23 protein-coding genes are annotated in these 25,343 nt (G+C 63.6%); 10 read left to right on the forward strand and 13 right to left on the reverse strand.

Annotation, left to right across the window (positions count from 1 at the left end):
- Nucleotides 1–3: 3 nt before the first annotated feature.
- From P3T18_RS18815 to P3T18_RS18830, 4 genes are all read right to left on the reverse strand, one after another.
- Nucleotides 4–1,164 carry a DegT/DnrJ/EryC1/StrS family aminotransferase gene (locus tag P3T18_RS18815; protein WP_429301458.1) on the reverse strand — a complete coding sequence of 387 codons (1,161 nt, stop codon included), beginning with the start codon at nt 1,162–1,164 and terminating at the stop codon, nt 4–6.
- A gap of 251 nt (nt 1,165–1,415) precedes the next feature.
- Nucleotides 1,416–1,787 carry an SMR family transporter gene (locus P3T18_RS18820; RefSeq protein WP_429301459.1) on the reverse strand — a complete coding sequence of 124 codons (372 nt, stop codon included), beginning with the start codon at nt 1,785–1,787 and terminating at the stop codon, nt 1,416–1,418.
- Nucleotides 1,788–1,812: 25 nt separating this feature from the next.
- Nucleotides 1,813–3,591, reverse strand: a complete 1,779-nt coding sequence (locus P3T18_RS18825) for a glycosyltransferase family 39 protein (RefSeq protein WP_429301460.1) — start codon at nt 3,589–3,591, stop codon at nt 1,813–1,815.
- A gap of 313 nt (nt 3,592–3,904) precedes the next feature.
- Nucleotides 3,905–4,279, reverse strand: a complete 375-nt coding sequence (locus P3T18_RS18830; RefSeq protein WP_429301461.1) for an Mth938-like domain-containing protein — start codon at nt 4,277–4,279, stop codon at nt 3,905–3,907.
- 576 nt (nt 4,280–4,855) lie between these two features.
- Here P3T18_RS18830 and P3T18_RS18835 point away from each other — a divergent pair.
- From P3T18_RS18835 to P3T18_RS18860, 6 genes are all read left to right on the forward strand, one after another.
- On the forward strand, nt 4,856–6,103 hold the full coding sequence (locus P3T18_RS18835; RefSeq protein WP_429301462.1) for a pyridoxal phosphate-dependent aminotransferase: 1,248 nt from the start codon (nt 4,856–4,858) through the stop codon (nt 6,101–6,103).
- Nucleotides 6,104–6,194: 91 nt separating this feature from the next.
- Complete coding sequence (locus P3T18_RS18840; RefSeq protein WP_429301463.1) at nt 6,195–7,526, forward strand: homoserine dehydrogenase; 1,332 nt, start codon at nt 6,195–6,197, stop codon at nt 7,524–7,526.
- Nucleotides 7,527–7,534: 8 nt separating this feature from the next.
- Entirely contained in the window at nt 7,535–8,986 is a 1,452-nt protein-coding gene (gene thrC, locus P3T18_RS18845) for a threonine synthase (protein WP_429301464.1), read from the forward strand.
- 308 nt (nt 8,987–9,294) lie between these two features.
- On the forward strand, nt 9,295–10,545 hold the full coding sequence (locus tag P3T18_RS18850) for a molybdopterin molybdotransferase MoeA (RefSeq protein WP_429301597.1): 1,251 nt from the start codon (nt 9,295–9,297) through the stop codon (nt 10,543–10,545).
- 24 nt (nt 10,546–10,569) lie between these two features.
- Nucleotides 10,570–10,827 (forward strand): molybdopterin converting factor subunit 1, encoded by a 258-nt coding sequence (gene moaD / locus P3T18_RS18855; protein ID WP_429301465.1) that lies wholly within the window; start codon nt 10,570–10,572, stop codon nt 10,825–10,827.
- A 75-nt stretch (nt 10,828–10,902) separates the two neighbouring features.
- Nucleotides 10,903–11,379 carry a molybdenum cofactor biosynthesis protein MoaE gene (locus tag P3T18_RS18860; protein WP_429301466.1) on the forward strand — a complete coding sequence of 159 codons (477 nt, stop codon included), beginning with the start codon at nt 10,903–10,905 and terminating at the stop codon, nt 11,377–11,379.
- 34 nt (nt 11,380–11,413) lie between these two features.
- Here the strand turns inward: P3T18_RS18860 and P3T18_RS18865 are convergent, their stop codons facing one another.
- Nucleotides 11,414–11,977, reverse strand: a complete 564-nt coding sequence (locus P3T18_RS18865; protein ID WP_429301467.1) for a group III truncated hemoglobin — start codon at nt 11,975–11,977, stop codon at nt 11,414–11,416.
- 304 nt (nt 11,978–12,281) lie between these two features.
- Here P3T18_RS18865 and P3T18_RS18870 point away from each other — a divergent pair, with 304 nt between their 5' ends.
- Nucleotides 12,282–12,785 (forward strand): Rrf2 family transcriptional regulator, encoded by a 504-nt coding sequence (locus P3T18_RS18870; protein ID WP_429301468.1) that lies wholly within the window; start codon nt 12,282–12,284, stop codon nt 12,783–12,785.
- Nucleotides 12,786–12,917: 132 nt separating this feature from the next.
- Nucleotides 12,918–15,515, forward strand: a complete 2,598-nt coding sequence (gene clpB / locus P3T18_RS18875; protein WP_429301469.1) for an ATP-dependent chaperone ClpB — start codon at nt 12,918–12,920, stop codon at nt 15,513–15,515.
- Between the two features lie 130 nt (nt 15,516–15,645).
- Here clpB and P3T18_RS18880 read toward each other — a convergent pair whose 3' ends face one another.
- Together P3T18_RS18880 and P3T18_RS18885 are read right to left on the reverse strand one after the other, a co-directional pair.
- Nucleotides 15,646–16,074, reverse strand: coding sequence for a YidB family protein (locus P3T18_RS18880; RefSeq protein WP_429301470.1), 429 nt, complete (start codon nt 16,072–16,074; stop codon nt 15,646–15,648).
- Nucleotides 16,075–16,259: 185 nt separating this feature from the next.
- Nucleotides 16,260–16,844: a ComEA family DNA-binding protein gene (locus tag P3T18_RS18885; RefSeq protein WP_429301471.1), complete on the reverse strand. Its 585-nt coding sequence runs from the start codon at nt 16,842–16,844 to the stop codon at nt 16,260–16,262.
- 332 nt (nt 16,845–17,176) lie between these two features.
- Here P3T18_RS18885 and P3T18_RS18890 point away from each other — a divergent pair, with 332 nt between their 5' ends.
- Together P3T18_RS18890 and P3T18_RS18895 are read left to right on the forward strand one after the other, a co-directional pair.
- Entirely contained in the window at nt 17,177–17,659 is a 483-nt protein-coding gene (locus P3T18_RS18890; RefSeq protein WP_429301472.1) for a MerR family transcriptional regulator, read from the forward strand.
- The gene (locus P3T18_RS18895) at nt 17,611–18,021 is read left to right on the forward strand and encodes a carboxymuconolactone decarboxylase family protein (protein WP_429301473.1); all 411 of its coding nucleotides are present in this window, start codon (nt 17,611–17,613) and stop codon (nt 18,019–18,021) included. The genes P3T18_RS18890 and P3T18_RS18895 overlap by 49 nt, the downstream gene beginning before the upstream one ends.
- A 285-nt stretch (nt 18,022–18,306) precedes the next feature.
- Here the strand turns inward: P3T18_RS18895 and P3T18_RS18900 are convergent, their stop codons facing one another.
- The 6 genes from P3T18_RS18900 to P3T18_RS18925 form a co-directional block, all read right to left on the reverse strand.
- Nucleotides 18,307–19,683 carry an MATE family efflux transporter gene (locus tag P3T18_RS18900; RefSeq protein WP_429301474.1) on the reverse strand — a complete coding sequence of 459 codons (1,377 nt, stop codon included), beginning with the start codon at nt 19,681–19,683 and terminating at the stop codon, nt 18,307–18,309.
- Between the two features lie 2 nt (nt 19,684–19,685).
- A complete protein-coding gene (locus P3T18_RS18905; protein ID WP_429301475.1) occupies nt 19,686–21,446 on the reverse strand; it encodes an ArnT family glycosyltransferase in 1,761 nt (586 codons plus the stop codon).
- A gap of 321 nt (nt 21,447–21,767) precedes the next feature.
- Nucleotides 21,768–22,034, reverse strand: coding sequence for a type B 50S ribosomal protein L31 (locus P3T18_RS18910; RefSeq protein WP_074763880.1), 267 nt, complete (start codon nt 22,032–22,034; stop codon nt 21,768–21,770).
- A gap of 197 nt (nt 22,035–22,231) precedes the next feature.
- Nucleotides 22,232–23,065, reverse strand: a complete 834-nt coding sequence (locus tag P3T18_RS18915) for a zinc-dependent peptidase (RefSeq protein ID WP_429301476.1) — start codon at nt 23,063–23,065, stop codon at nt 22,232–22,234.
- A gap of 15 nt (nt 23,066–23,080) precedes the next feature.
- Entirely contained in the window at nt 23,081–24,637 is a 1,557-nt protein-coding gene (locus tag P3T18_RS18920; protein ID WP_429301477.1) for an MFS transporter, read from the reverse strand.
- Nucleotides 24,634–25,188: a MerR family transcriptional regulator gene (locus tag P3T18_RS18925; protein WP_429301478.1), complete on the reverse strand. Its 555-nt coding sequence runs from the start codon at nt 25,186–25,188 to the stop codon at nt 24,634–24,636. Before P3T18_RS18925 ends, P3T18_RS18920 begins: the two co-directional genes overlap by 4 nt.
- Between the last annotated feature and the right edge of the window lie 155 nt (nt 25,189–25,343).

Genomic DNA, 25,343 nt, shown 5'->3' on the forward strand with positions numbered 1-25,343 from the left:
CGCTTATTTTCCGTATTGTTCGCAAATTTCATTGACCGCCTGGCAGACCCGTTGCACGTCGCCTTCGTTCATCAGCGTGAAGAGCGGCAGCGTGACGGTGGTGGCGCCGAAGCGCTCCGCGTGCGGGAACATGCCTTCCTTGAAGCCGCGTGCACGGTACAGCGAGAACAGATGGATCGCCGGATAGTGCACGCCCGAACCGATGCCGCGCTCTTTCAGCTGACCCATGAAGCCGGCGCGGTCGATCGAGAGCCTGTCGAGCGGCAGCGTGATCTGAAACATATGCCAGTTGCTGTTTTCCGTGTCAGCAAACGGCAGGCCGACGCCCAGCTTCACGGCCGCGCCGCCTTCCAGACCCGCGAAATACGCGCGCACGAGCTTTCTGCGCTGAGCGACGAAGCGCTCCAGATGCGGCAGCTGGCCGAGGCCGACGCGGGCGGCGACGTCGGTCAGGTTGTACTTGCCGCCGAGCACGTCGCAGTCCATGCCGTCGAAACCCGTGCGGGTGATGCCTTGCAGGCGGTATTTCTGGGCGAGGACCGCTTCTTCCTCGTTGTTGAGCACGAGGGCGCCGCCTTCCACGGACGTGAGATTCTTGTTCGCGTGGAAGCTGAACGACACGATGTCGCCGAGCTTGCCGATACGCTCGCCTTTCCAGGTCGAGCCGAACGCCTGCGCGGCGTCTTCGATCACGCGCAGCTTGTGGGCGCGCGCGATGGCGTACAGGCGGTCCATGTCGACCGGCAGGCCGGACAGGTACACCGGGATGATCGCCTTGGTGCGCGGCGTGATGGCTTTTTCGAGCAGGTCGAGGTCGATGTTGCGCGTGACCGGGTCGATGTCGGCGAACACCGGCGTCGCGCCGACTTCGTAGATCACGTTGCTGGTCGACACCCACGAGGCGGGGGTGGTGATGACTTCGTCGCCCGCACCGACGCCGGCGATACGCAGTCCGATTTCGAGCGTCGCCGTGCCGGAGTTGAAGGTGCGCACCGGACGGCCGCCGCAGAACTCCGACAGCGCCGCCTCGAATTTCTGGTTTTGCGGACCGGTGGTGATCCAGCCGGAACGCAGCACGTCGGCCACGCCCTGAATCGTTTCTTCATCGATTTCCGGCTTGACGAACGGCAGGAAAGGCAAGGACGGGACGGTTGACTGGCTCATGAATGCTTGGCTCGTTTGAATGGGGCGCAACCCGCGGGGCGCGAAGTAAAGCACAAAATACGCGCAAACCCAAGGTGCGGCAAAAAAGGCGCAACCGCGGAGCATACCGCGGGCTTCCTTACCTCTGGCTTAGCTCGCCGCGCCGGCCGGCTTACCGTGTCTTGCGCCGGGGCCGTTGTGGCGAGCCGCAGTCAGTGCCGGCAAAACTGCAACAATTCGTGTCCGGCGGAACCCGCCGGGGCTTTGTGCGCCTAGCTGCGCGCCAGTACGACCACGCCGATCAGGATGATGCCGATGCCGACCAGCTTCTGCACCGACATCACTTCGCCGAACAGATACCACGCCGCGATTGCGTTGACGACATAGCCGAGCGACAGCATCGGATAGGCGATCGACACGTCGACCCGCGACAGCCCGACCACCCACACCGCCACGCTGATCACATAACAGGCGAGCCCGCCGATGATAGGCGGCTGCGTCGCGAGGCGAAAGGCGATGGGCAGGATGTTCGCACGGGTGAATTCGAAGTGTCCAACGGCATTCGTTCCGGCTTTGAGCAACAACTGCGCGCCGGCGTTCAACGTCACGCCCGCGAGAATGCAAAAGAGGGAAATCGGGTTCATCGAACGGTCAGATCCTGAGATGGGGTCATTGTTGGGGTTTTTCCATGGGCGCGGCGCTCGCAGACTGCGGCGCGGCCGCGGCGGACGTTCCCGACGCTTCCGACGCTTCCGATCCGCCAGCCGCGGCGGCCGGCTTCATCACCACGACCCGGCGGGAATCGCGCGCGACCACCTGCATCGGCAGGCCTTCCTTGAGCAGCCGGTCGTAGGTGGGCGGTGGCAACAGCGCGAGCGCGTAACGCTCGGCCTTCCAGCGTTCCACCCATGCGTCGACGGTCGGCACCCACTTCTGCGGCTCGACCGACACGCCGAAGGCCAGTTCGTCCGGATGTTCGACCATGATCATGGTGTGGTCGACGTAGAACGGCAGTGTGTGATCGAGCACGCCGACCGAATAGAACGGCGTATCGGCCGGTTCCTTCGCCAGCTCGGCCTTGATGGCGGGAGCGAGCGGGGCGCCGGAGCTGAGCTGCCCGAATACGTCGTGGCCCGTGCCGGCAATGGTGCCGAGCAGCAGCCAGCCTGCGCCGAAGGTCGCGATCGCGCCGAGAATGCCGGCGCGGCTGCGGCGGTTCAGCCGCAGGGCGGCGAGCGTCAGCACGAAGGCCACGCCGAGCGCCGCCAGTACCCAGACGCGGTATTCGATATACAGCTCGGTCGGATTGCGGGCGTTGCCCAGTCGCGACAGAAACAGCGCCGCAAACGCCGCCGCCACGAAGAACAGCGCATAGCCGGCCAGATGGCGGCGCAACTGGTCGCGCGACACGAGCGGCAGATACATGCCGATCAGCAGTGCGATGGGCGGCGCGATCGGCAGCGTGTAGGAGAGCAGCTTCGAATGCGAGGCGCTGAAAAACAGGAAGATGAAGACGCTCCAGACCAGCATCAGCGTGACCGGCGCGAAGCCGTTCGGCTGACGCGGCAGGCGCCACGCATGCCGCACGCTCTGGACGGTGACGGAGAGCCACGGCAGAAAGCCGACCAGCAAGACCGGCACGAAGTAATAGAACGGCCCCGGGCGGTTCTGTTCCGGCGTCAGATAGCGCTTGAACTGCTGGACGATGAAGAAGAAGTTCAGGAATTCCGGATTGCGTTGCTGCACCAGCACGAACCACGGCGTGACGATCACGAAGAAGATGATCAGACCGCCGATCAGATGCAGACGCTTCCAGAGCGCCCAGTCACGCGCGAGGAACGTGTACAGCACCAGCACCGCGCCCGGCAGGATCAGGCCGACCAGCCCTTTGGAGAGCACCGCCAGCGCCATCGAGCCCCAGCACACCCACATCCAGACGCGCACGCTGCCGGTCGGCAGGTTGGGGCGCTGGGCGAGCAGCAAGGCGCACAGGGTGAGTTCCATCCAGAACGACAGGCCCATGTCGAGCGTGTTGAAGTGCCCCATCAGGTTCCAGTAGGGCGACGTGGCCAGCACGATGGCCGCGAACACGCCGGTGGCCGCGTTGAACACGCGCGCGCCCGTGAAGCCGATCAGCAGCACGCCCGCGAAGCCCGTGAGCGCGGTATAGAGCCGCGCCTGCCATTCGCCGACGCCGAACCACGCGAACGTGAGCGCGTTGGCCCAGGTCTGCAGCGGCGGCTTCTCGAAGTATTTGTAGCCGTTGTAGCGCGGCGTGATCCAGTCGCCGGTGACGAACATCTCGCGCGCCATTTCGGCGTAGCGGCCTTCGTCGCTCGGCAGCAGATGGCGCCAGCCGAGCGGCACGAACCAGATCACGGCAAGGGTCAACACCAGCAGCAGGATCGTGGTGCGGTTGAGCGGTAGCCGGGTCGGCGTATCGTTCATGAATGTCAGCCTGTTGGGCGACGCCGGATGGCCGGCGCGGCGGGGTTGTGTGGCAGGGCGGACGGCGGCTTGCGCCGCCCGCATTGCGGCAGTGCGGCGCCCGGACGCGAGCGCGCGACGGTGACGCGGGCTTGCATCCGGGCGCGGGCGATGCGCCGATGGCGCGCAGTGTACGTGATCGTTCGTGACGCGGCGAGCGTGCGGCATCCGGTGCTACGGTCTCGTCGCGCCGGTCGGGCACGTACGCGGCCCCGGCGGCGCGCCGTTCGCGCTGCCGGCCAGACCGGCGCAAGCCGCGCGGCGACGCTGCCCGCTATGCCTCGATCAGCAGGGCGGCCGCGACTTTGCGGCCTTCGGCCATCAGAATGTTGTAGGTGCGGCAGGCCGCCTTGAAGTCCATGGTTTCGACGCCGATCCGTTTGGCGGCCAGCGCGGCGGTGAGACGGGGATGCGGAAAGCGCAGCCGTTCGCCGCTTCCGAACACCACCACTTCGGGCGCGGCGTCGATCAGCATGGCAAAGTGCTCGGCGCTGAGGTCTTCGAAAGACGAAACCGGCCAGGGGACGACCGGCGTCTCGGGCATCACGAGGATGCTGCCCGTATGGCGGACCAGATTGATCTCGACGTAGTCGGCGCCGTAGCCGGTGACGGTGTTCAGGGCGCCGCTGGAATCCTGATGTAATTTCAAATTGATTGTCCGAAGTCGTCGTGAGACATCATGCGGGTTGACGGCCTGACCTGCGACAATGGCAGTTGCTCAGCGCGATGCGCAGGACGCGTGCGGATCGCGTGATGAACATGCCGCGAGCGTGAAGCGAGCATTGAACCAACGCCGCGCGGCACGCAAACCGGGCACGCGAGCGACAGAAGCGGCCAAAAAGCCTGCCGATGGTGTTGGTGCATTGCGGAAGTCGGCCAAAATCCGCTAAATTATAACTTTTTAGCCGCCTTGCGGCGCCCCTCGCTTCATGCGCCGCCACAAGCCGCGCCGAGGCGACCGGCGCGGCCCACCGGCTACCTGCCCTGGTTCCGACCGCGTTTTCCCGCTTTTCGCGGGCTTCGTCCAGTTTCGTCCGTTCTCGGGTCTATCCGGCGCAATCCGCCGGCAGTCACGCGAAGCGGCAGACGAAGGCGGCTCTATCCGCGTCTGGCAGCCATGTTATCTGGCGGCCGCGCACGCCCGAATTCTCCGTAACGGCGAACTGGCCCGGCCCGGCGTGATGGCCGCCCAGCTTGTTCGCCCAAGCCTACCAACCAGGATGAAGTGCCCGCCGTGAAACCCATTCTCAAATCCAACAAGTTGTTGAATGTCTGCTACGACATCCGCGGGCCCGTCCTCGAACACGCCAAGCGGCTCGAAGAAGAAGGCCACCGCATCATCAAGCTGAATATCGGCAACCTGGCGCCGTTCGGTTTCGACGCGCCGGACGAGATCATTCAGGACATGATCCTGAATCTGCCGGGTTCGTCCGGCTACTCGGACTCGAAGGGCGTGTTCGCCGCGCGCAAGGCGATCATGCATTACACCCAGCAGAAGGGCGTGCACGGCGTCGAGCTGGACGACATCTACATCGGCAACGGCGCCTCCGAGCTGATCGTGATGGCCATGCAGGGCTTGCTGAACGACGGCGACGAAGTGCTCCTGCCCGCGCCCGACTACCCGCTGTGGACTGCCGGCGTGAGCCTTTCGGGCGGCACGCCGGTGCATTACATCTGCGACGAATCGAACAGCTGGATGCCCGATCTCGACGACATCCGCGCGAAGATCACGCCGAACACGCGTGCGCTCGTCGTCATCAACCCGAACAATCCCACGGGCGCGCTGTATTCGGACGAACTGCTGCTCGGCCTGATCGAGATCGCGCGCCAGCACGGCCTGATCATTTTCGCCGACGAGGTCTACGACAAGATCGTCTACGACGGCAAGGTGCACACGTCGATGGCCGCGCTGTCCGAAGACGTGCTCACCGTCACGTTCAACAGTCTCTCGAAGAGCTACCGTTCGTGCGGTTATCGCGCGGGGTGGATGTTCATCTCGGGCCTGACCGGCGAAAACCGCCGCACCGCCAAAGACTATTTCGAAGGGCTCGGCATTCTCGCCTCGATGCGCCTGTGCCCGAACGTGCCGGGCCAGTACGCCATCCAGACGGCGCTCGGCGGCTACCAGAGCATCAACGACCTGATCGTGCCGAGCGGGCGTCTCTACAAGCAGCGCGAACTCGCCTACGACATGCTGACCGCCATTCCCGGCGTAAGCTGCGTGAAGCCCGAGGCGGCGCTGTACATGTTCCCGCGCCTCGACCCGAAGATTTACCCGATCAAGGACGACCAGCAGTTCATTCTCGACCTGCTGCTCGAAGAGCGCGTGCTGCTCGTGCAGGGCACGGGTTTCAACTGGAAAACGCCGGACCACTTCCGCGTGGTGTTCCTGCCGAACGTCGACGATCTCGCCGATTCGATCAACCGGATCGCGCGCTTCCTCGACGGTTACCGCAAACGTCACACGGCATAGCGCACAATGAGGCATGCGGCGCCGCTTCGGGCGCCGTGCGTCGCGCTCGCCACCTGTTTCTTTTAATCATCTACTCGAAAACACACGCTGCATGGAACCGATCAAAGTTGGACTGCTGGGCTTCGGCACGGTAGGCAGCGGCACCTTCACGGTACTGCGCCGCAATCAGGAAGAAATCAAACGCCGCGCCGGTCGCGGTATCGAGATTGCGCGCATCGCCGTGCGTAACCCCGCCAAAGCCACAGCGGCGCTCGGCAGCGCCGCCACCAGCGTCGCGCTCACCGACGACTTCAACGCCGTGGTCGACGATCCGTCGATCGACATCGTCGCGGAAATGATCGGCGGCACCGGCATCGCGCGCGACCTCGTGCTGCGCGCGATCAACAATCGCAAGCACGTGGTCACGGCCAACAAGGCGCTGCTCGCGGTGCACGGCACGGAGATTTTCGAAGCGGCGCGCGCCAACGGCGTGATGGTGTCGTTCGAGGCGGCGGTGGCGGGCGGCATCCCGATCATCAAGGCGTTGCGCGAAGGTCTGACGGCCAACCGCATCCAGTACATTGCCGGCATCATCAACGGCACGACGAATTACATCCTCTCGGAAATGCGCGATCGCGGCCTCGATTTCGCGACCGCGCTGAAGGCGGCGCAGGAACTGGGCTATGCCGAAGCCGATCCGACCTTCGACATCGAAGGCGTCGACGCCGCGCACAAGGCAACCATCATGAGCGCGATCGCGTTCGGCGTGCCGGTGCAGTTCGACAAGGCCTACGTCGAAGGCATCAGCAAGCTGGCCGCCATCGACATCCGTTACGCGGAAGAACTCGGCTACCGGATCAAGCTGCTGGGCATCGCGCGCCGCTCGGATAAAGGCATCGAATTGCGCGTGCACCCCACGCTGATTCCCGAGAAGCGGCTGCTTGCCAACGTGGAAGGCGCGATGAACGCGGTGGTCGTGCATGGCGACGCGGTGGGCACCACGCTGTACTACGGCAAGGGCGCGGGCGCCGAGCCGACGGCGTCGGCGGTGGTTGCGGATCTGGTCGACGTGACGCGTCTGCACACGGCCGATCCGGAGCATCGCGTGCCGCATCTGGCGTTCCAGCCGGATAGCCTGTCGAGCACGCCGATTCTGCCGATCGACGAAGTGACGAGCGGTTACTACCTGCGTCTGCGTGTGGCCGATGTGACCGGCGTGCTGGCCGATATCACGCGCATCCTCGCCGACACCGGCATCTCGATCGACGCGCTGTTGCAGAAGGAATCCGAGCAGGTCGACGCGAACGGCAAGGGCGAGACGGACATCATCCTGATCACGCACGAGACGGTCGAAAAGAACGTCAATGCGGCGATCCAGACGATCGAGGCGCTGAAGACCGTTGTCTCGCAAGTTACCAAGCTGCGCATGGAAGCGCTGAACTAGGCCGAACTATGAACTACCTCTCCACGCGCGGCGCCGGAGCCGGCGAGCGCCACACGTTTTCCGACATCCTGCTCGGCGGTCTCGCCAAAGACGGCGGGCTGTATCTGCCGGCCGAGTATCCGCGCATCAGCGCCGACGAACTGACGCGCTGGCGCACGCTGCCGTACGCCGATCTGGCGTTCGAAATCCTGTCGAAATTCAGCGACGACATTCCCGCCGAAGACCTGCGCGCGCTCACGCGCAAAACCTACACGGCGCAGACGTATTGCAATGTGCGCGACGAAGAAAGCGCCGAGCAGATCACGCCGCTGAAAACGCTGGGCGTCGAAAACGGCGCGCCGCTGTCGCTGCTGGAACTGTCGAACGGTCCGACGCTCGCCTTCAAGGATATGGCGATGCAGCTGATCGGCAATCTGTTCGAGTACACGCTCGCCAAGCACGGCGAGACGCTCAACATTCTGGGCGCGACGTCGGGCGACACCGGCAGTGCGGCCGAATACGCCATGCGCGGCAAGAAGGGCATCAGTGTCTTCATGCTGTCGCCGCACAAGAAAATGAGCGCGTTCCAGACCGCGCAGATGTACAGCCTGCAAGACCCGAACATCTTCAACATCGCGGTAGAAGGCGTGTTCGACGACGCGCAGGACATCGTCAAGGCCGTCTCGAACGATCACGCTTTCAAGGCGAAGCACAAGATCGGCACGGTCAATTCGATCAACTGGGCGCGTGTGGTTGCGCAGGTCGTGTATTACTTCAAGGGCTATTTCGCCGCCACGAAGTCGAACGACGAACGCGTATCGTTCACTGTGCCGTCGGGCAATTTCGGCAATGTGTGCGCGGGTCATATCGCGCGCATGATGGGCTTGCCGATCGAGAAGCTGGTGGTTGCCACGAATGAAAACGACGTGCTGGACGAATTCTTCCGCACCGGCATCTATCGCGTGCGCAAGGCGGCCGAGACGTATCACACCACTAGCCCGAGCATGGACATTTCGAAGGCGTCGAACTTCGAGCGTTTCGTGTTCGATCTGCTGGATCGTGACCCGGCGCGTGTGCTGCAACTGTTCCGCGACGTCGAGGAAAAAGGCGGTTTCGATCTGGCCGCGAGCGGCGATTTTGCGCGCGTGCAGGAATTCGGTTTCGTGTCCGGCCGCAGCAGCCATGAAGACCGCGTGGACGCGATCCGCGACGTGTTCGAGCGCTACGACACGATGATCGACACCCACACGGCCGACGGCCTGAAGGTGGCGCGCGAGCATCTGCAAGCGGGCATCCCGATGATCGTGCTGGAAACCGCGCAGCCGATCAAATTCGGCGAAACGATTCGCGAAGCCTTGCTGCGCGAACCGGAACGTCCGGCCGCGTTTTCGGGGCTGGAGTCGCTGCCGCAGCGTTTCGACGTGCTGCCGGCGGACGCGCAACGCGTGAAGGACTTCATCGTCGCCAAAGTGGGCGCCTGATGCAGCAATAACCGGAGAGGACCGGCGAGAGGCGGGTCCTCGACCGTATGGCGGCGCGCAGCCTGAGGCCGGCGCGCCGTTCACGTTTGTTCCGGACGCTACACGTTGCGACAGGTTTCCACCGGTTCCAAGCGTCTGCGCAACGCGAACCGTAAGCGCAGACGCAAAAACCGGCAGCACCCGCCGCGCTCAAAGCATAAAACTCCTCCATAACGCGCCGCTGCCCAGGCCATGCCCCTCGACCGCTACAATATTCTTTTAACCAGCGGCTCGAACCAGCGATGTCCACACCCACGCCACGTGCGCCGATGCTCTCCACCGCCGAAGCCCTCGCGACGCTGCTCAGCGCCGCGCGCCCGATTGCGGGCACGGAAACGATCTCCACGCTGGATGCGTTGAATCGCGTGTTGACGGCCGACGTGACGTCGCCGCTCGACGTCCCGCCGATGAACACGAGCTCGATGGACGGCTACGCGGTCCGCGTCGCCGACCTCGCGAATCCGACTGGCGCGGGCGATGCCCAGTTGCCGGTCTCGCAACGCATTCCTGCCGGCCACGCGCCGCAGCCGCTGGCGGCGGGCACGGCGGCGCGCATCTTCACGGGCGCCACCGTGCCGCCCGGCGCCGACGCTGTCGTGATGCAGGAGCAGGCCGAGGCGGCGGGCGACGCCGTGAAAATTCTCCACCAGCCTCAGCCGGGCGAATGGATCACGGCGCAGGGCGCGGACATCCGCCAGGGCTCGGTAATCCTGCCGGCCGGCACGCGCCTGACGCCGCAGGCGCTGGGGCTGGCGGCGTCGGTGGGCTGCGCGCAGTTGCAGGTGCGGCGGCGCGTCAAGGTGGCGGTCTTTTTCACCGGCGACGAACTCACCATGCCTGGCGAGCCGCTCAGACCGGGCGCGATCTATAACTCGAACCGTTTCACCTTGCGTGGCTTGCTCGAAAAGCTAGGCTGCGACGTCACGGACTACGGCATCGTGATCGATAAACTCGACGCGACCCGCGCGACCTTGCGCGAAGCCGCACAAGCGCACGACCTGATTCTGACGTGCGGCGGCGTGTCGGTCGGCGAGGAAGATCACGTGAAGCCGGCAGTCGAGGCGGAAGGGCGTCTGGCGATGTGGCAGATCGCGATGAAGCCGGGCAAGCCGCTCGCCTTCGGCGCGGTGCGGCGCGCACAGCAAAACGTGTCGGGCGGCGGAGCCGACGCGTCGCAGGAAACGTTTTTTATCGGTTTGCCCGGCAATCCGGTGTCCAGTTTCGCCACCTTCCTTCTGTTCGTCCGGCCGTTCATTCTGAGTCTGGCCGGTGTGCAAAACGTGGCGCCGCGCGCGCTGTCCCTGCGCGCCGATTTCACGCAGCGCAAGGGCGACCGCCGCAACGAGTTCCTGCGCGCGCGTGTCAACGAGGCGGGCGGTCTCGATCTGTTTGCGAACCAGAGTTCCGCGGTCCTGACTTCGACCGTCTGGGGCGATGGGTTGATCGACAATCCGCCAAATCACGCGATCAGCGCCGGCGAGACCGTGCGCTTCATTCCTTTTTCCGAATTGCTGAACTGAGGCCGCGCGGCCCACGACGTCCCGATGAAAATCCAGCTGCGATATTTTGCGAGCGTGCGCGAAGCGCTCGACACCACCGACGAAACCGTCGACCTGCCCGACGGCATTGCCACCGTGGGCGACGTGCGCGCCTGGTTGCGCGTGCGCGGCGGCATCTGGGCCGACACGCTCGCCGAGGGCCGCGCCTTGCGCATGGCGTGCAATCACGTCATGACGGACGCCGGCACGCGCATCACCGACGGCTGCGAAGTCGCATTCTTCCCGCCCGTCACCGGCGGCTGACGTCGGTTGTCGATCAACGACAACCGGCTGTCGGCGTTGTTCTGCGTTGCCATTGTCCCTTCGAAGGAAAGACCCATGCCCGTTCGTGTTCAAACCGAAGATTTCGATCTCACGACCGAGGTGGCCGCCCTGCGGGCGCGCAATCCGAAAGTCGGCGCGGTGGCGTGCTTCGTCGGCACCGTGCGCGACCTGAACGAGGGCAGCACAGTCGAGACGATGGAGCTCGAACACTATCCGGGCATGACGGAGAAATCGCTGGAAGCGATCGTCGTGAGTGCGCGCGAGCGCTGGCCGGGTGTCGAGGTGCTGATCGTGCATCGGGTCGGCAAGCTCTATCCGCTCGACCAGATTGTGCTGGTCGCGACCACGGCGTCGCATCGCGGCGAAGCCTTCGCTTCGTGCGAATTCGTGATGGACTATCTGAAGAGCGAAGCGCCGTTCTGGAAGAAGGAAAAGACCGAGCAGGGCGAGCGCTGGGTGGACGCGCGCGTCACCGACGACGCCGCGCTGGCCCGCTGGGGCATCGAGTCGGGCAATCGGCCGGCTGAATGAGCGGCCGGGCGCACGGTCGAAGTGCGGGTGATCGTCACTCGTCCCGTGACTTGCCGATGATGCGCGTAGGGAACGGTTCGGCAGGCCGCCGGCCAGCGGCCGTAGCACCGGGCGCAGGCTCGTCGTTCGCACCTTCATCGCGCGGACGACGGGGCGCCACGCGCTCGAGCAACGCCTGTTGCTCGTCGGGAATCCGGTAATCCCAGCCAAATCGGCTCAATTGCAAACTCTGCGCGATCCGCAGCGCCGGTTCCATGAAGCGGACTGCCGCCGCCGGCACGTAGCGCGACTCCACGGTATCCAGGAACAGATAGAGCCAGCGGCTGAAATGCTGCGGCTCAATGCCTTCGAGCGGCTGGTGCGCCTGCTGCACATTGCCGCGGTACTGCTTCGCGCCGAGCACGAGGCTCGCCCAGAAGGTGCACATCTTCGGCAGATGATCGTCCCAGCGACCCGCCAGACTCGCGTCGAAGACGGGGCCCAGCAAGGGGTCGGCGCGGACGCGGTCGTAGAAGCCGTAGACCAGCTCGCGGATATTCGCTTCGGTGGGTTCGGCGGCGCGTTCGCTGGCCGGGGCAGGTGGAAAAGACGGCTTCATGCGGATTCCAGAAAATGCTTTAATTCAATGAGCATAGCCGCGGGCTCGGTTTATTCCTTCGCGAACTCATGCAAAAAGCGTTGAATCCGGGCGAAGTAGACGGTATATGCCCCGCTTATCGTATGAATGATCCTGACAGGAAGCGCTACCATCACATTTAGAAAACCAATCCCGGCCCGTTGGCGCAGAATAATAAATAATGCGCGGCGCCTGCATCTTATGGCGAAGCGGCGGTCTCCGGCAACCCTTGCATCGACGCGGTTATCCCGGATCGCGGCTTGCGCTTAACGCGATACGTGGACTTATGAGACTGACCGATTACACGGATTACTCACTGCGCGTCTTGTTGTATCTTGCCGTGCGCGGCGAGGGCTTGTCGACAATCCAGGATATCTCGGATGCGTACGGCATCTCCAAGAACCATCTGATGAAAGTCGTCCAGCAACTGGGCGAACTCGGCTGGGTCGAGACGGTGCGTGGGCGCAATGGCGGCCTGCGCCTTGCCGAGCAGACCAGTTCGCTGACCGTCGGGCAGATCGTGCGCGCGACCGAAAGCGATTTTGCGCTCGTTGCCTGCTTTCCCGACCAGCACGGCGAGCGCCGCGCCTGCGTGATCACGCCGCAATGCCGTTTGCGCAATGCGCTGGAGGCGGCGCGTCATGCATTCTTATCGGAACTCGACCGGCACACCATCGGCGAAATGGCCACGCCGAGCGGCCCGCTGGCGGCGCTGCTCGGGCTGAGCACGATCATTCCGGTGATTCCTGTCGCGGCGCCGGTCAGCGAAAGCCCGGCACCGGCAACCTGAACAGGGCGGCGCGGAAGCCCGCGCAAGTTCCGACGCATCAAATGTCAAATAGTTGTTGTCCAATGCAAAAAAGCGCTTGAAACCTGCGTAAAACGCCTCATTTTGGTGGTAATTGAAATTGGAGGTCTCTTGATGAGAATCGACAAACTTACCACTAAGTTCCAGGAAGCACTGGCCGATGCGCAGAGTCTTGCCGTCGGTCATGACAATCAATACATCGAACCCGTTCACGTCCTGTCCGCGCTCGTCGCCCAGCAGGATGGTTCGGCTCGCTCGCTGCTCTCGCGTGCCGGCGTGCACGTGCAGGCCTTGCAAACCGCGCTGAACGACGCCATCACGCGCCTGCCGCAGGTGCAAGGCACGGACGGCAACGTGCAGATCGGCCGCGAACTCACCGGTTTGCTGAATCAGGCCGACAAGGAAGCGCAAAAACTCAACGACACCTTCATCGCGAGCGAGATGTTCCTGCTCTCCGTCGCGGACGACAAAGGCGAGGCCGGCCGCATTGCGCGCCAGCACGGCCTGTCGCGCAAGTCGCTCGAAAGCGCGATCGCGGCGGTGCGCGGCGGCTCGCAGGTGCATAGTCAGGACGCCGAAAGTCAGCGCGAAGCACTGAAGAAATACACCGTGGATCTGACCGAGCGCGCGCGGGCCGGCAAGCTCGACCCGGTGATCGGTCGCGACGACGAAATCCGTCGTTCCATCCAGATCCTGCAACGCCGCACCAAGAACAATCCGGTGCTGATCGGCGAGCCGGGCGTGGGTAAGACCGCCATCGTCGAAGGTCTGGCGCAGCGCATCGTCAACGGCGAAGTGCCGGAAACGCTCAAGGGCAAGCGCGTGCTGTCGCTCGACATGGCGGCCTTGCTGGCGGGCGCCAAGTACCGCGGCGAATTCGAAGAACGCCTGAAAGCCGTGCTGAGCGACATCGCTAAGGACGAAGGCCAGACCATCGTCTTCATCGACGAAATTCACACGATGGTGGGTGCGGGCAAGGCTGAAGGCGCGATGGACGCGGGCAACATGCTCAAGCCGGCGCTTTCGCGCGGCGAGTTGCATTGCGTCGGCGCGACCACGCTGGACGAATACCGCAAGTACATCGAAAAGGACGCCGCGCTCGAGCGCCGCTTCCAGAAAGTGCTGGTCGACGAACCGACGGTGGAAGCGACCATCGCGATTCTGCGTGGCTTGCAGGAGAAGTACGAACTGCATCACGGCGTCGATATCACCGACCCGGCCATCGTCGCCGCGGCCGAACTGTCGCATCGCTACATCACGGACCGTTTCCTGCCGGACAAGGCCATCGACCTGATCGACGAAGCCGCTTCGAAGATCAAGATGGAAATCGATTCGAAGCCCGAAGAGATGGACCGGCTGGATCGCCGTCTGATCCAGTTGAAGATCGAGCGTGAAGCCGTCAAGAAGGAAAAGGACGAAGCGTCGCAAAAACGCCTGCAACTGATCGAGGAAGAAATCGAGCGGCTGAACCGCGAATATTCGGACCTCGAAGAAATCTGGACCGCCGAAAAAGCAGCGGTGCAGGGCAGCGCGCAATTGAAGGAAGAGATCGAGAAAACGCGTGCTGAAATTACGCGTCTGCAGCGCGAAGGCAAGCTCGAAAAAGTAGCCGAGTTGCAGTACGGCAAGCTGCCGGGTCTGGAAGCGCAGTTGAAGGAAGTGACGCAGGCGGAGGCTCAGGAGCAGAACAATCCGACCCGTCCGCGTCTGTTGCGTACGCAGGTGGGCGCCGAGGAAATCGCGGAAGTCGTGTCGCGTTCCACCGGCATTCCGGTGTCGCGCATGATGCAGGGCGAGCGCGAAAAGCTGCTGCAGATCGAAGAGAAGCTGCACGACCGCGTGGTCGGGCAGGACGAAGCGATCAGCGCCGTGGCTGACGCGATCCGCCGTTCGCGCGCGGGTCTGTCCGATCCGAATCGTCCTTATGGTTCGTTCCTGTTCCTCGGACCGACCGGCGTGGGCAAGACGGAGTTGTGCAAGGCATTGGCCTCGTTCCTGTTCGATTCGGAAGATCACCTCATCCGTATCGACATGAGCGAATTCATGGAGAAGCACAGCGTCGCACGTCTGATCGGCGCGCCGCCGGGCTACGTGGGTTACGAGGAAGGCGGCTATCTGACTGAAGCCGTGCGTCGCAAGCCGTACAGCGTGATCCTGCTCGACGAAATCGAGAAGGCTCACCCGGACGTGTTCAACGTGCTGCTGCAGGTGCTGGACGACGGTCGCATGACCGATGGCCAGGGCCGCACCGTGGACTTCAAGAACACGGTGATCGTGATGACGTCGAACCTCGGTTCGCAGGTGATCCAGTCGATGGTGGGCGAGCCGCAGGAAGCGGTGAAGGACGCAGTGTGGGAAGAAGTGAAGCTGCACTTCCGGCCTGAATTCCTGAACCGGATCGACGACGTGGTGGTGTTCCATGCACTCGATCGCTCGAACATCCAGTCGATTGCGCGGATTCAACTGCAGCGTCTGCACGAACGTCTGGCCAAGCTCGACATGCAACTGGTCGTCTCGGACGAAGCGCTGGAGCACGTCGGCAAGGTCGGCTACGATCCGCTGTTCGGCGCGCGGCCGTTGAAGCGTGCCATCCAGCAGGAGATCGAAAATCCGGTCGCGAAGCTGATTCTGGCCGGCAAGTTTGGTCCGAAGGACGTGATTCCGGTCGAAGTGGAAGACGGCAAGCTGGTGTTCGAACGCGTCGTGCATTGATCGGCGCGCGGGTTTTGCGGTAACACGCAAAACCGTCAAACAAAAACGGCAACGAAGGCGACTTCGTTGCCGTTTTTTTTCGCCCGCGCGATGGTGCGGAGCGCAGGTATGTGCGTGAACTAAATGGGACTTAAGCGTTGCCCTTGCCGAACAGCGCCGACAGGCCGCCGAGCGCGCCGAGGACGGTAGTCGAGTTCAGCTTGCCTTCCGCTGGAACTTCGCCTTCCGGCGTGGCTGCGTTGACGACGTGCGGCAGGATTTGCGAGAGCAGACCCGTGACCTGGTCGGGCTGCACGCCGGCCTTGGCGGCGAGATTCGTGACGGTATCGGAGCCGAGTACGCTGTGCAGCGCGTCCGGCGCGATCGGTTGATTCTCGCCGTTGCTGACCCACGAGGTCACGACGTCGCCGAGGCCTTTCTCCTTGAAGCGGTCGATCAGACCGTTCAGGCCGCCCGGCTGATTGTTGACGAATTCCAGTGCCGCGCTGACCAGGGCTTGCTGGCCACCGCCTTCGGGCGATTTGCCGATCAGGGATCCGATGGTGTCGAGTAGGCTCATGACGGTCTCTCTTGAATGCCGGTTCGTGGATGACGAATCAGCGGGTGAAAACGCCACGCGGTTGCGTGGCGTCGGTGGAGGAAGGCGGGCGGGCAGCGGGCGGTTTCGTCGATCGCCGGTCACGACGCGTGGCCATGACCTGTGTTCGACGGAACCGGCGTCGCGCTGCCTTGCGCCGACCCGTTTCAGGCGCCCGAGGCCGCCGCGGCCGATGCGGCCTTGCTCTTCTTGGCCTTTTTCTTCGAAGCCTTGGTGCCCGAGGCGTCGGCCGGCGCGCTTGCGGCTGCGGTCGGCGCGGCCGTGGCCGGCGCCGTTGCGGCTGCATCGGACGCGGCCTTGCTCTTCTTCTTCGACTTCGATGCTTTGGTGCCCGAAGCTTCAGCGGGAGCGGCAGTCGTGGCAGTGGTGGCGGGCGCGGTGGCGGCAGGGGCCGCGGCCGGCGCGGCCTTGGTGCTTGCCGTGGCCGATTTTGCAGCCGGCTTGACGCCGGCCGGCGGCGCGGACGAGCCGTTGATCGTCAGGCCGGCGGCCTCGAGATTGGTCACGGATTTCGTGCCGATGCCCTTGACGCGCGCAGCGAGGTCGTCGGCGTCCTTGAACGGTCCGTTCTTGGTGCGTTCGTCGATGATCGCCTTCGCATGGACGGGCCCGATACCTTTCACCGATTCGAGCGCGGCCTGGTCGGCGGAATTCACTTCGACTGCGGCCGCGAATCCAGCCGACAGCGACAAAGCCAAAGCGACGCAAAGCATTAAAAGCTTCTTCAGCATGGCAAGTACTCCATTGAGGGCAAAAAAGTTAGCCGCAAAAAGACAACAAGCAAAGAAAAAGCGAACAGAAAAACACGCAACAAAACAGACGAATTAGTTTGTCAGGGGCGCTGCGCTTAAGCATAGGATAAATTGCGCGCCCTTAATTGCAATCGCCGACGATTTATACCGGCCGATTCATGACAAGTAAATCAGCGTGGACAATATTTAACCTTTTGCCCGGAAGCGATAAGTGTTTATACGTGCGCGATGAATGCGCGCGCATTTCGAAAAAATGACAACGGTGTGCGCTTGACTTAGAGTGCACTCGAAGCCCTAACCTGAGTTCCGTCATGTCGAAAGCACTCACCATCGGTCAGGTCGCCGAGACCATCGGCGTCTCCACTCACACACTGCGTTATTACGAGCAGGCGGGTCTGATCCGGGCGGTCGGGCGCACGCAGGCAGGTCACCGCCTGTACTCGCCCGCCGACCTCGACTGGCTGCAATTCGTGATGCGTCTGAAAGCGACCGGCATGCCGATCGCCGGAATGCAGGCTTTCGCGGCGTTGCGGGCTAACGGTGAGCCTACGGTGAGCGAGCGTCGCCAAATGTTGGTGGCGCATCGCGACGCGGTTTTGGCGCGGATCGCCGGGTTGCAGAGCAACCTGGGCGCGATCGTCGACAAGATCGCGTACTACGAGGCCATCGAGCGGGCCGCCGATCGCGATTCGACAGGACACATCGACGACAATCAATCGCCTACGGAACAGGACAGGGAATCGCCATGGAATACGCACACAACGAACGCTACGCCCGAGGCTGGGACAAGCTGAAGGAAATCGACGGCTCGACCGGCGAGCAGGTGATCGCCGCGCTCGCTCCGATCGCCCCTGACTTCGGCCGTCTGCTGATCGAATTCGGTTTCGGGGACATTTACAGCCGTCCGCAACTCGATCTGCGCGCGCGGGAAATTGCGACGATTGCATCGCTCGCGACGCTCGGTTGCGCGCAGCCGCAACTGAAGGTGCACATCGAGGCCGCCTTGAACGTCGGATGCACGCGGGAGGAGATCGTCGAGGTGTTCATGCAGATGGCGCTCTACGCGGGATTTCCGGCGGCGCTGAATGCGCTGTTCGCAGCGCGCGAGATTTTCGAGCGGCACGATCGGATGGCAGATGAGGTGCAGGCGGCGTGAGATCGGGGAGGGCGGCTGACGGGTTACAGCCGCTTTTTCTGAACGCTTAATACGCAACTAACGGTCGGGTTGACTAGGCGACTGTGAGTGGAGGTTTGCCGGCGCTTGCGGTTGATGTTGCTGCGTCAGTGGGTGTTACTGCGGTTTTGCAGGAAGCGGGGGTGTTGGCGTCAGGCTGTCTCGCCCTTATGCCGTCGTGCTTTCATCCTGCCATGCACCGCCACTCGCCGCGAGCGGCCCAAACTCGTGCCGTCTCCCGCCAACGCAACGCGTCGGCGCTCTCGATCAGACGCTCGAATCCGCCAACGGCGCTTGCGCCGTCAGATATCGCTTGCTCACGGTGCGCCAGTACAACAGTAGGCCGATCCCGGCGATCGCCAGGCTCGCCGTATTCGCGACCCAGAACCCGCGCGCGCCCGTCAGCCATTCCGGCACGACGCCGCCGACGTCGAAGCCGAGCAGATAGCCGCCGCCCAGCCCGACGCCCCACAACGCCACGGCATAGATCACGGTCGGCACGACAGCCACCTTGTAGGCGCGCAGCACGAAGGCCGTGGTGATCTGCAGCGAGTCGAACAGGTGGTAACACGCGACGATCAGCACGAGCGGCATCGCAGCCGCCGCGACCTGCGCATCGGGCGTGTAGCCATGGATGACGTACGGCCGCAGCAACAGCAGGATCGCCGCATAACAGCAGGCGATCGAGACCGCCATGACGATGCCGTGCCGCGACAGCGTGCGCGCGGCTTCGTCGCGATGCGCGCCGAGCGCCTGGGCGACGAGTGTCGACGACGCAATGCCGATCGACAGCGGCGTCATGTACAACACCGCGCCGATGTTGCCGGCGATCTGGTGTCCCGCGAGCGTGGTCGTGCCGAAGCGCGCGATGAACAGCGCCATGAACGTGTACGACGTGACTTCGATCAGATAGGACAGTCCCATCGGAATGCCAAGCCGCAACTGCGCCGCCTGACGGCGCCAGACCGGCCAGCAGAATCGCGAAAAGATCGCGAACGGCGTGAACACCTCGACACGCGTCAACAGCAGCATGCCGAGCGCCGCGAGCGCCCAGTTGATGATGATGCTGGCGAGCGCGCAGCCCGGACCGCCGAGCGCCGGCACGCCGAGTCCGCCGAAGATGAACCACGTGTTGAGCGGAATCTTGAGCAGCAAGGCGCCGATCTGCAGGATCATGACGAGCCGTGGTTTGCCCACGGCGTTCGTGAGCGAACTGTAGACACGGAAGGCGAGGCTCGCCGGCAGACCGAACGAGAGAATGCGCAGATAGGCGACCGTGCGCTCGTGCAGCGCCTCGGACACGCGTGCAAGACGCAATGCCGGTCCGGGAAAATACAGGATCAGAAAGCCGAGCACCGTCAATGCGAGCGCGAGCCAGAGTGCCTGGCGCACTTCCTCGCCGATCTCGGTGTAGCGCCGCGCGCCGTAGAGTTGCGCGGTAATCGGCTGCAACGCGGTCAGGATGCCGGTCAGCCCGATATAGACGGAAATGTAGATCGACGAGCCGAGGCCGAGCGCAGCGAGATCGACGGCCGAATAGCGGCCGACCATCGCCGTGTCGATCACGCCGAACGCGATGATCGCCAGTTGGCCGATCAGCACGGGCCAGGCCAGCGCGGCGATTTTCCGGACGTCGGAGAACATGGTCAGTCGGGCTTCTTGTGCCAGTTGCGCCGTTTGACCGGCACGGGCGGCTTCGGGCGATCGATGCGCACGTACAGGCGGAAGCGTTCGTCGCGGTCGGCCACGCGGCGGCCTTCCCACACCAGCTTCCAGATGAAGTCCGACATCGCGCTCGGGTCGCCGAAATCCTGCGTGTCCTGACGCAGAATCACGTCGCAATCCTGATTGAACGAGAAGTGCATGTCGCCGAAATAAGCGAAGGTCGCGATCTGCGCGTTACCCAGACGCACCGGCGAGATGCAGGTGTAGTCTTCGGGCAGATGGCTGGCGATCTGTTCCGCGACGTCCTTATAGGTGCGGCTATAGTTGACGACCGGCAGCCACAAGGTCATCAGCAGCACCCACATCAGCGTCGTGCCGGCGCTCGAGAGCACCACGCTGCGCCACAGAACCTTCGGGTGACGCGCGAGGCGCCATTGCACCAGCACGAACCAGCAGATCGTCACGGCAACGGCGCAGACGAACGACAGGATCTTGAACTGCGGCGCAAATCCCGGCGCGAGACGCGCGAGGTTGCGCGCGATCGGATGCGGGAAGCCGGTCAGTCCCGCGATGTACACCAGCCACACGAAGCTGCCCAGCACGGTGAAGCTCATCAGCGCGAACCAGTCGATCGCGTTGATCGCGCCGCGCTTGAGCGTAGGCAGCGCGAACGCTGCCAGCACCGCGAGCGGCGGCAGCAAGAGCATGTAGAGCCGGTTCGACTGATGGCTTTGCAACACCACCAGCGCCAGCAGCGGACCGACCACCGAAAGCGGAATCGCGACGTGCGGCGCGCGCCGCAGGCCGGCCCAGCTGAACCAGGCCCAGATGGCGAGCGGCCACGCCGGCCACGTGAACAGCGGCAGGTTTTTCAGCGCATACGCCGCCACGGATCCGGGCGGCCCCGCGAACGACATCACGCTCACGTGCACCCACTGGTTCAGATACCAGACGGCGTCGTCGGGAAACGCGGCAAGCGCGGCGATCGGCCACGCGACCGACAGCACCAGCGCCACCGGCAAGCCGGCCAGCAGCAGCCAGCGCGAGCGGGTTTCGCGCACGATCAGCGTCATGGCCAGCGTGCCGAGCAGCAGTGCGCCGACCAGCACGGGACTGCTTGCCAGCGTGACGAGTCCGAGTGCGAGACCCCAGATCAGCGCGCCCTGGATGGGCTTGTCGATCATCCGCACGAGCCCGTACACGAGCATCGCAATGCCGACGAACTGCGCCAGCTGCGGCGTGGTTTCGTGACCGCGCTCGGCGAGACCGAAGCAGGCGAGCAGGATCAGAAGGGCGCCGTCGGCGAGGGTGCGGCCGTAGTCGCGCGGCTCGGGCTCGCCGCCGAATGCATATTTGAAGGGCTGGATTTCGGCGCGCCGGCCGAGCAGGTAAGCGGCGTACCAGACGAACGCGCAGGCCGCGCAGAACAGGATGCCGGTGAAGACGCGCGAGGCGTTGCTGGCGTCGACCCACGGCGCGAGTGCGCGAATGGCGCTGGCGCCGAGCCAGTAGCCGAGCGGGCCGTCTTCCGTCATGTATTTGCCGACCAGGTTCGGCAGCAGCCAGTCGTGGGCGCTGCCGTTGGCCATGGTCCACATGACGCCGAAGCCGGCTGCGTCCTCGTTCTTCCACGGATCGCGGCCGAACAGGCCGAAAAAGGCGTAGACGATACAGATGGTCAGCAGCAGCCAGCGCGGCAAGGCACTGGTCGCAGAGGCAGTGAGGCGAACGGCAGGTCTCATGCGGTATGTTGATCTTGGATAAGCAATGCAGCCGGGACCGGACGGAATGTCCGGCTGGAATGGCCAATTCTGAGCATCCGGCATTGTAGTCGTGCCGTGCGATGCGCGTCACGGCCGGTAACGGCGCGCAACGAGGTTGACACGTCAGAAACACCGCCCCGGACGTGGGTGAGGCAGCGTGCGCGCGCGGGGCGTCTGGCGGCGCAAACGCGTCACGTCGACAGCAACCGTGTCCTTCGACAGGCGACAAAAAAGGGCAGCTCGCGCTGCCCTTTTTTGTTGCTGCTTCGTTGCCGGTCGAAACCCGCAACGAGGCGCGTATTACTTCGCTGCTGCCTTGCCGGTAGCGCGCGAACCGAACTTCTTGTTGAACTTCTCGACGCGGCCAGCCGTGTCCATGATCTTTTGTTGGCCGGTGTAGAACGGATGCGATTCCGACGACACTTCGATCTTGGCGAGCGGGTAGGTCTTGCCGTTGAATTCGGCGGTTTCACGCGTCAGGATGGTCGAGCGCGTGACAAACTTGAAGTCGATCGACATGTCGACGAACAGGACTTCGCGGTAATCCGGGTGAATGCCTTCTTTCATGGTCTTTCCTTTAATCTGGCGGTAGCCAACCCGCGTGCAGTCACGTTGATGTGAACCGCATCTAGGCGCGAGCCACTTGCCTATGGTCGAAAAACGGCGATTATGCCAGAAAATCAGTCGGTTGGCGATCTTTCCGGCACCTTTTTATGCGTTCGCCGCGTCGGGCCGGCGGGCCCGCACGCCAATGGCGGCGGGCCTCAGGCGGGCGCGAAGCTCAATCCGGCGCGCGCCGGGTCCTGACGGTAAAAACGGGCGAGCAACCGGTACAACTCGGGATATTCGGCCTCGAAAGCCTGCGGCTTGACGAACAGCGCTTCGCTGCAAACGGCAAAAAATTCCGAGGGATGGTCGGCGGCATACGGATCGATCAGCGAATCGCGCTCGAACCGCGCCCAGCGCCGCTCCGGCACGGCATCGACTTTCGCGCAGAAATGGTCGTAGGCATGGTCGAACACGTCGGCCCAGGCTTGCGAGTCGAGCGGTGCATGCCAGCGGCGCATCAGCGGCGGATGGCCGTCCGCGTCGCCGTTGAGCATGTCGATCTTGTGCGCGAATTCGTGGATCACCACGTTGTAGGCGTCGCTGCCGTCGGTCATCTGCGCGTCTTCCCACGACAACACCACCGGACCGCCTTCCCATGCCTCGCCGCTCGCGTCGTGTTCGACTTCGTGCACGACGCCGTCTTCATCCTCCACCGTCTTGCGAATCACGAACTCGCCGGGATACACGATCACGCCGACCCAGCCGCGATACAGGTCGAGGCTGAGGTTCAGCACGGGCAAACAGGCTTGCGCGGCGATCGCCACGGTCATCGCGTCGGTCAGTTCGAGTTCGTGCGCGGTGGAGAACTCCTTCTGCGCGATGAAAAGGCTGCTCAGTTCGCGTAGCCGTTCGAGATCCGCGGAATCCAGGTGCGCGAGAAACGGCAGGCCCGTTAGCGTGGTCTGCCAGAGTGCATCGTCGATGGCGTACTCGCGCAGCGCGCGTTCGCGGCGACGCGTGCCGAGCCATTGAGTGAGTTTCGAAAGCATGGCGGGATCACACCCTTAGTCGATCTGTTTTTGCCAGGCGGCGAACACGCCGCCGCAAATTGCAATGCCGATCAGAAAATAGAATCCGTCGAGCGAGGTCAGAAAGCTCGCCTGCTGCGTCACTGTACGGCTCATTTCGACGATCGCCAGCGCGTGCGCCTCGGACGGCGGCCGCCCGGCGCCGGTGAAGCCGCTAGTCAACGTGGCGAGCGCGTTCTGGAACACAGGATTGTACGGATTCACGAACTCGGCGAGGCGAGTTTGATGCAGCGCCTGACGATGCTGCTCGACGATAATCACCGACGCCGTTGCAAACGAAATGGTGAGTTGCCGCACGATGTTTTTTAACCGGTAGCCGTGCGTGAATTCCTCGATAGCGAAGATTCTGAAGGTGAGATTGGCGACCGGCAACACGATGAACAAGAGCAGCAAGCCGCGTAACAGCAATGGCACGAGCAAGGCCGCTTCGCCCACGCCCGGCGACATTTGCGTCATCCAGGCCGCCGCGAACGCGGCCACCGCAAAGCCCGGCACGATGATCCACTTCTTGCGCGGCAGGAGCTTCGCGTAACGCAGATAAACGAAAAGCGCACTTGCGGAAATCAGCGACGTCGCGCCGACCAGGCGGCCTGTATTTTCCACGGGATAACCGAGGCCGCTCTCCAGAAACCGGGAGATCAGATAGCTGAACGCAGTGGAGATGTAGTAGTAAAACATGTACAGCACGAGGCCGGCCTGAAACGTTTTTTCGCGCAACGCGTGCAGGCGCACGAGCGGGCTGGGATGATGCCACTGGTGATAGACGAACCAGCCGAGCGCGCCGATGCCGGCCACCGTCAGCAGCATCAGACCTGGCGAGGCGCTGAACAACTGGAAGCGCACCTGTTGCATGACGATCTGCAATGCGCCCTGTGCGAAAGCAAAGATGAGATATGGCCAGAAATGCGCCGAGCCGCGTTCTTCGGGCAGTCGATTGCCCGAGTTGGGCAAGGCCAGCAGCGCCAGCGCTGCAAACAGCACGCCGAGCGGCGCGGTGCAGGCGAACAGCGCGCGCCAGCCGAAATGCCCCACCATCTGACCGCCGAACAACGGCGCGAGCGCGCTGCTCAGCACGATCAGCAGCAGGAACGCACGCGTCGCCGCGGGGCGTTGCTGCGGCGTGAAACTCATCTGGATCAGGATGCGGCAGGTGCCCATCATCGGACCGATGAAGTAGCCCTGAAAGCCGCGCGCAAAGGCGAGTTCGATCGACGACTCGCAGAGCGTCGCCGCGATCGCGCCGGCGGCATAAAGCAGCATGCAGCCCGCGACGTAGCGCCGGTAGCCGACCCGCTCGACCCACCATTGCTGCTGAAGAATGCCCAGCACCGCGGCGACCGCGTACGTGCTCGACGCCCACACCAGTTCGTCCGGCGACGCATTGACGCCGCCCGCGATGTAGCTCGTGAAAAACGAAAAGATCGCGTTATCGAAATAGTCGAGGCCGGTGACGACGGCCAGCACCCAAGGAAAGAAATCGCCGCGCAGCTTGTCGACGCTGAACAGCGACGCGCGGGACGACGCGGCATTCATGCGGACGCATCCGGATCGGGCGAGCTATCGGGAGTGAGGTCGCCCGCAGTCTTTTTGCGTCGCGCCCGTGGTGTGGCAACGGCCTGAGCGCGGGCATTGCGGCGCTGTTCGAGCAGCGCGTCGGCGTTTTCGCCCGCGAGACGGCGCTCCAGATAGTCGAGATCGGGACTCAGTTCGGCGCGCAGTTTTTGCGCTTCCTTCAGTTCGCGGCGCATCGATTCGATGCGCGTGTCGAGTGCCTGTACCTGCTGCGCAATCGCGTCGCGAATCTGTCGCAGCGACTCCGCGGAATAGCGGTGACCGCCTTCGACCGGTTCCAGTGGACGCTTCAGCATTTCGGTGATGCCTTGCAGCGAAAAACCGAGCGAGCGCAGCCGAAGAATGCGGCCGAATCGCTGCAGGTCTTCTTCGTCGTAAAGCCGGTAGCGGCCTTCGCTGCGAGTAGGCGAGGCGAGGCCGCGTTCCTCGTAGTACTTCAAGGTGCGCGGCGTGACGCCGAGGCGTTCGGCGGCGTCACGCACAGTCAGCAGCGCGGGTGTGTCTTTCGACATGAAATGGACGCATTCGTGGAGGCGAGTCCAAATTATAGTGCAACGTGTACGTTCACGTACAGGTTTGAAGCTAAACGCCGCGTTGATGTTGCCTTGATGCCGGTGTCGTACACGCCGTAGGGACGAAAAAAAACCGCTCGCGTGGTGCGAGCGGT

Source organism: Paraburkholderia sp. GAS199 (genome assembly GCF_050436585.1).
GTDB lineage: Bacteria > Pseudomonadota > Gammaproteobacteria > Burkholderiales > Burkholderiaceae > Paraburkholderia.

Excerpts from the sequence above, each read along its gene's own strand:
- P3T18_RS18815 (WP_429301458.1), bottom strand. The coding sequence starts at position 1,164 with ATGAGCCAGTCAACCGTCCCGTCCTTGCCTTTCCTGCCGTTCGTCAAG.
- P3T18_RS18820 (WP_429301459.1), bottom strand. The coding sequence starts at position 1,787 with ATGAACCCGATTTCCCTCTTTTGCATTCTCGCGGGCGTGACGTTGAAC.
- P3T18_RS18825 (WP_429301460.1), bottom strand. The coding sequence starts at position 3,591 with ATGAACGATACGCCGACCCGGCTACCGCTCAACCGCACCACGATCCTG.
- P3T18_RS18840 (WP_429301463.1), top strand. The coding sequence starts at position 6,195 with ATGGAACCGATCAAAGTTGGACTGCTGGGCTTCGGCACGGTAGGCAGC.
- thrC (WP_429301464.1), top strand. The coding sequence starts at position 7,535 with ATGAACTACCTCTCCACGCGCGGCGCCGGAGCCGGCGAGCGCCACACG.
- P3T18_RS18850 (WP_429301597.1), top strand. The coding sequence starts at position 9,295 with ATGCTCTCCACCGCCGAAGCCCTCGCGACGCTGCTCAGCGCCGCGCGC.
- moaD (WP_429301465.1), top strand. The coding sequence starts at position 10,570 with ATGAAAATCCAGCTGCGATATTTTGCGAGCGTGCGCGAAGCGCTCGAC.
- P3T18_RS18860 (WP_429301466.1), top strand. The coding sequence starts at position 10,903 with ATGCCCGTTCGTGTTCAAACCGAAGATTTCGATCTCACGACCGAGGTG.
- P3T18_RS18865 (WP_429301467.1), bottom strand. The coding sequence starts at position 11,977 with ATGAAGCCGTCTTTTCCACCTGCCCCGGCCAGCGAACGCGCCGCCGAA.
- P3T18_RS18870 (WP_429301468.1), top strand. The coding sequence starts at position 12,282 with ATGAGACTGACCGATTACACGGATTACTCACTGCGCGTCTTGTTGTAT.
- clpB (WP_429301469.1), top strand. The coding sequence starts at position 12,918 with ATGAGAATCGACAAACTTACCACTAAGTTCCAGGAAGCACTGGCCGAT.
- P3T18_RS18880 (WP_429301470.1), bottom strand. The coding sequence starts at position 16,074 with ATGAGCCTACTCGACACCATCGGATCCCTGATCGGCAAATCGCCCGAA.
- P3T18_RS18885 (WP_429301471.1), bottom strand. The coding sequence starts at position 16,844 with ATGCTGAAGAAGCTTTTAATGCTTTGCGTCGCTTTGGCTTTGTCGCTG.
- P3T18_RS18890 (WP_429301472.1), top strand. The coding sequence starts at position 17,177 with ATGTCGAAAGCACTCACCATCGGTCAGGTCGCCGAGACCATCGGCGTC.
- P3T18_RS18895 (WP_429301473.1), top strand. The coding sequence starts at position 17,611 with ATGGAATACGCACACAACGAACGCTACGCCCGAGGCTGGGACAAGCTG.
- P3T18_RS18900 (WP_429301474.1), bottom strand. The coding sequence starts at position 19,683 with ATGTTCTCCGACGTCCGGAAAATCGCCGCGCTGGCCTGGCCCGTGCTG.
- P3T18_RS18905 (WP_429301475.1), bottom strand. The coding sequence starts at position 21,446 with ATGAGACCTGCCGTTCGCCTCACTGCCTCTGCGACCAGTGCCTTGCCG.
- P3T18_RS18910 (WP_074763880.1), bottom strand. The coding sequence starts at position 22,034 with ATGAAAGAAGGCATTCACCCGGATTACCGCGAAGTCCTGTTCGTCGAC.
- P3T18_RS18915 (WP_429301476.1), bottom strand. The coding sequence starts at position 23,065 with ATGCTTTCGAAACTCACTCAATGGCTCGGCACGCGTCGCCGCGAACGC.
- P3T18_RS18920 (WP_429301477.1), bottom strand. The coding sequence starts at position 24,637 with ATGAATGCCGCGTCGTCCCGCGCGTCGCTGTTCAGCGTCGACAAGCTG.
- P3T18_RS18925 (WP_429301478.1), bottom strand. The coding sequence starts at position 25,188 with ATGTCGAAAGACACACCCGCGCTGCTGACTGTGCGTGACGCCGCCGAA.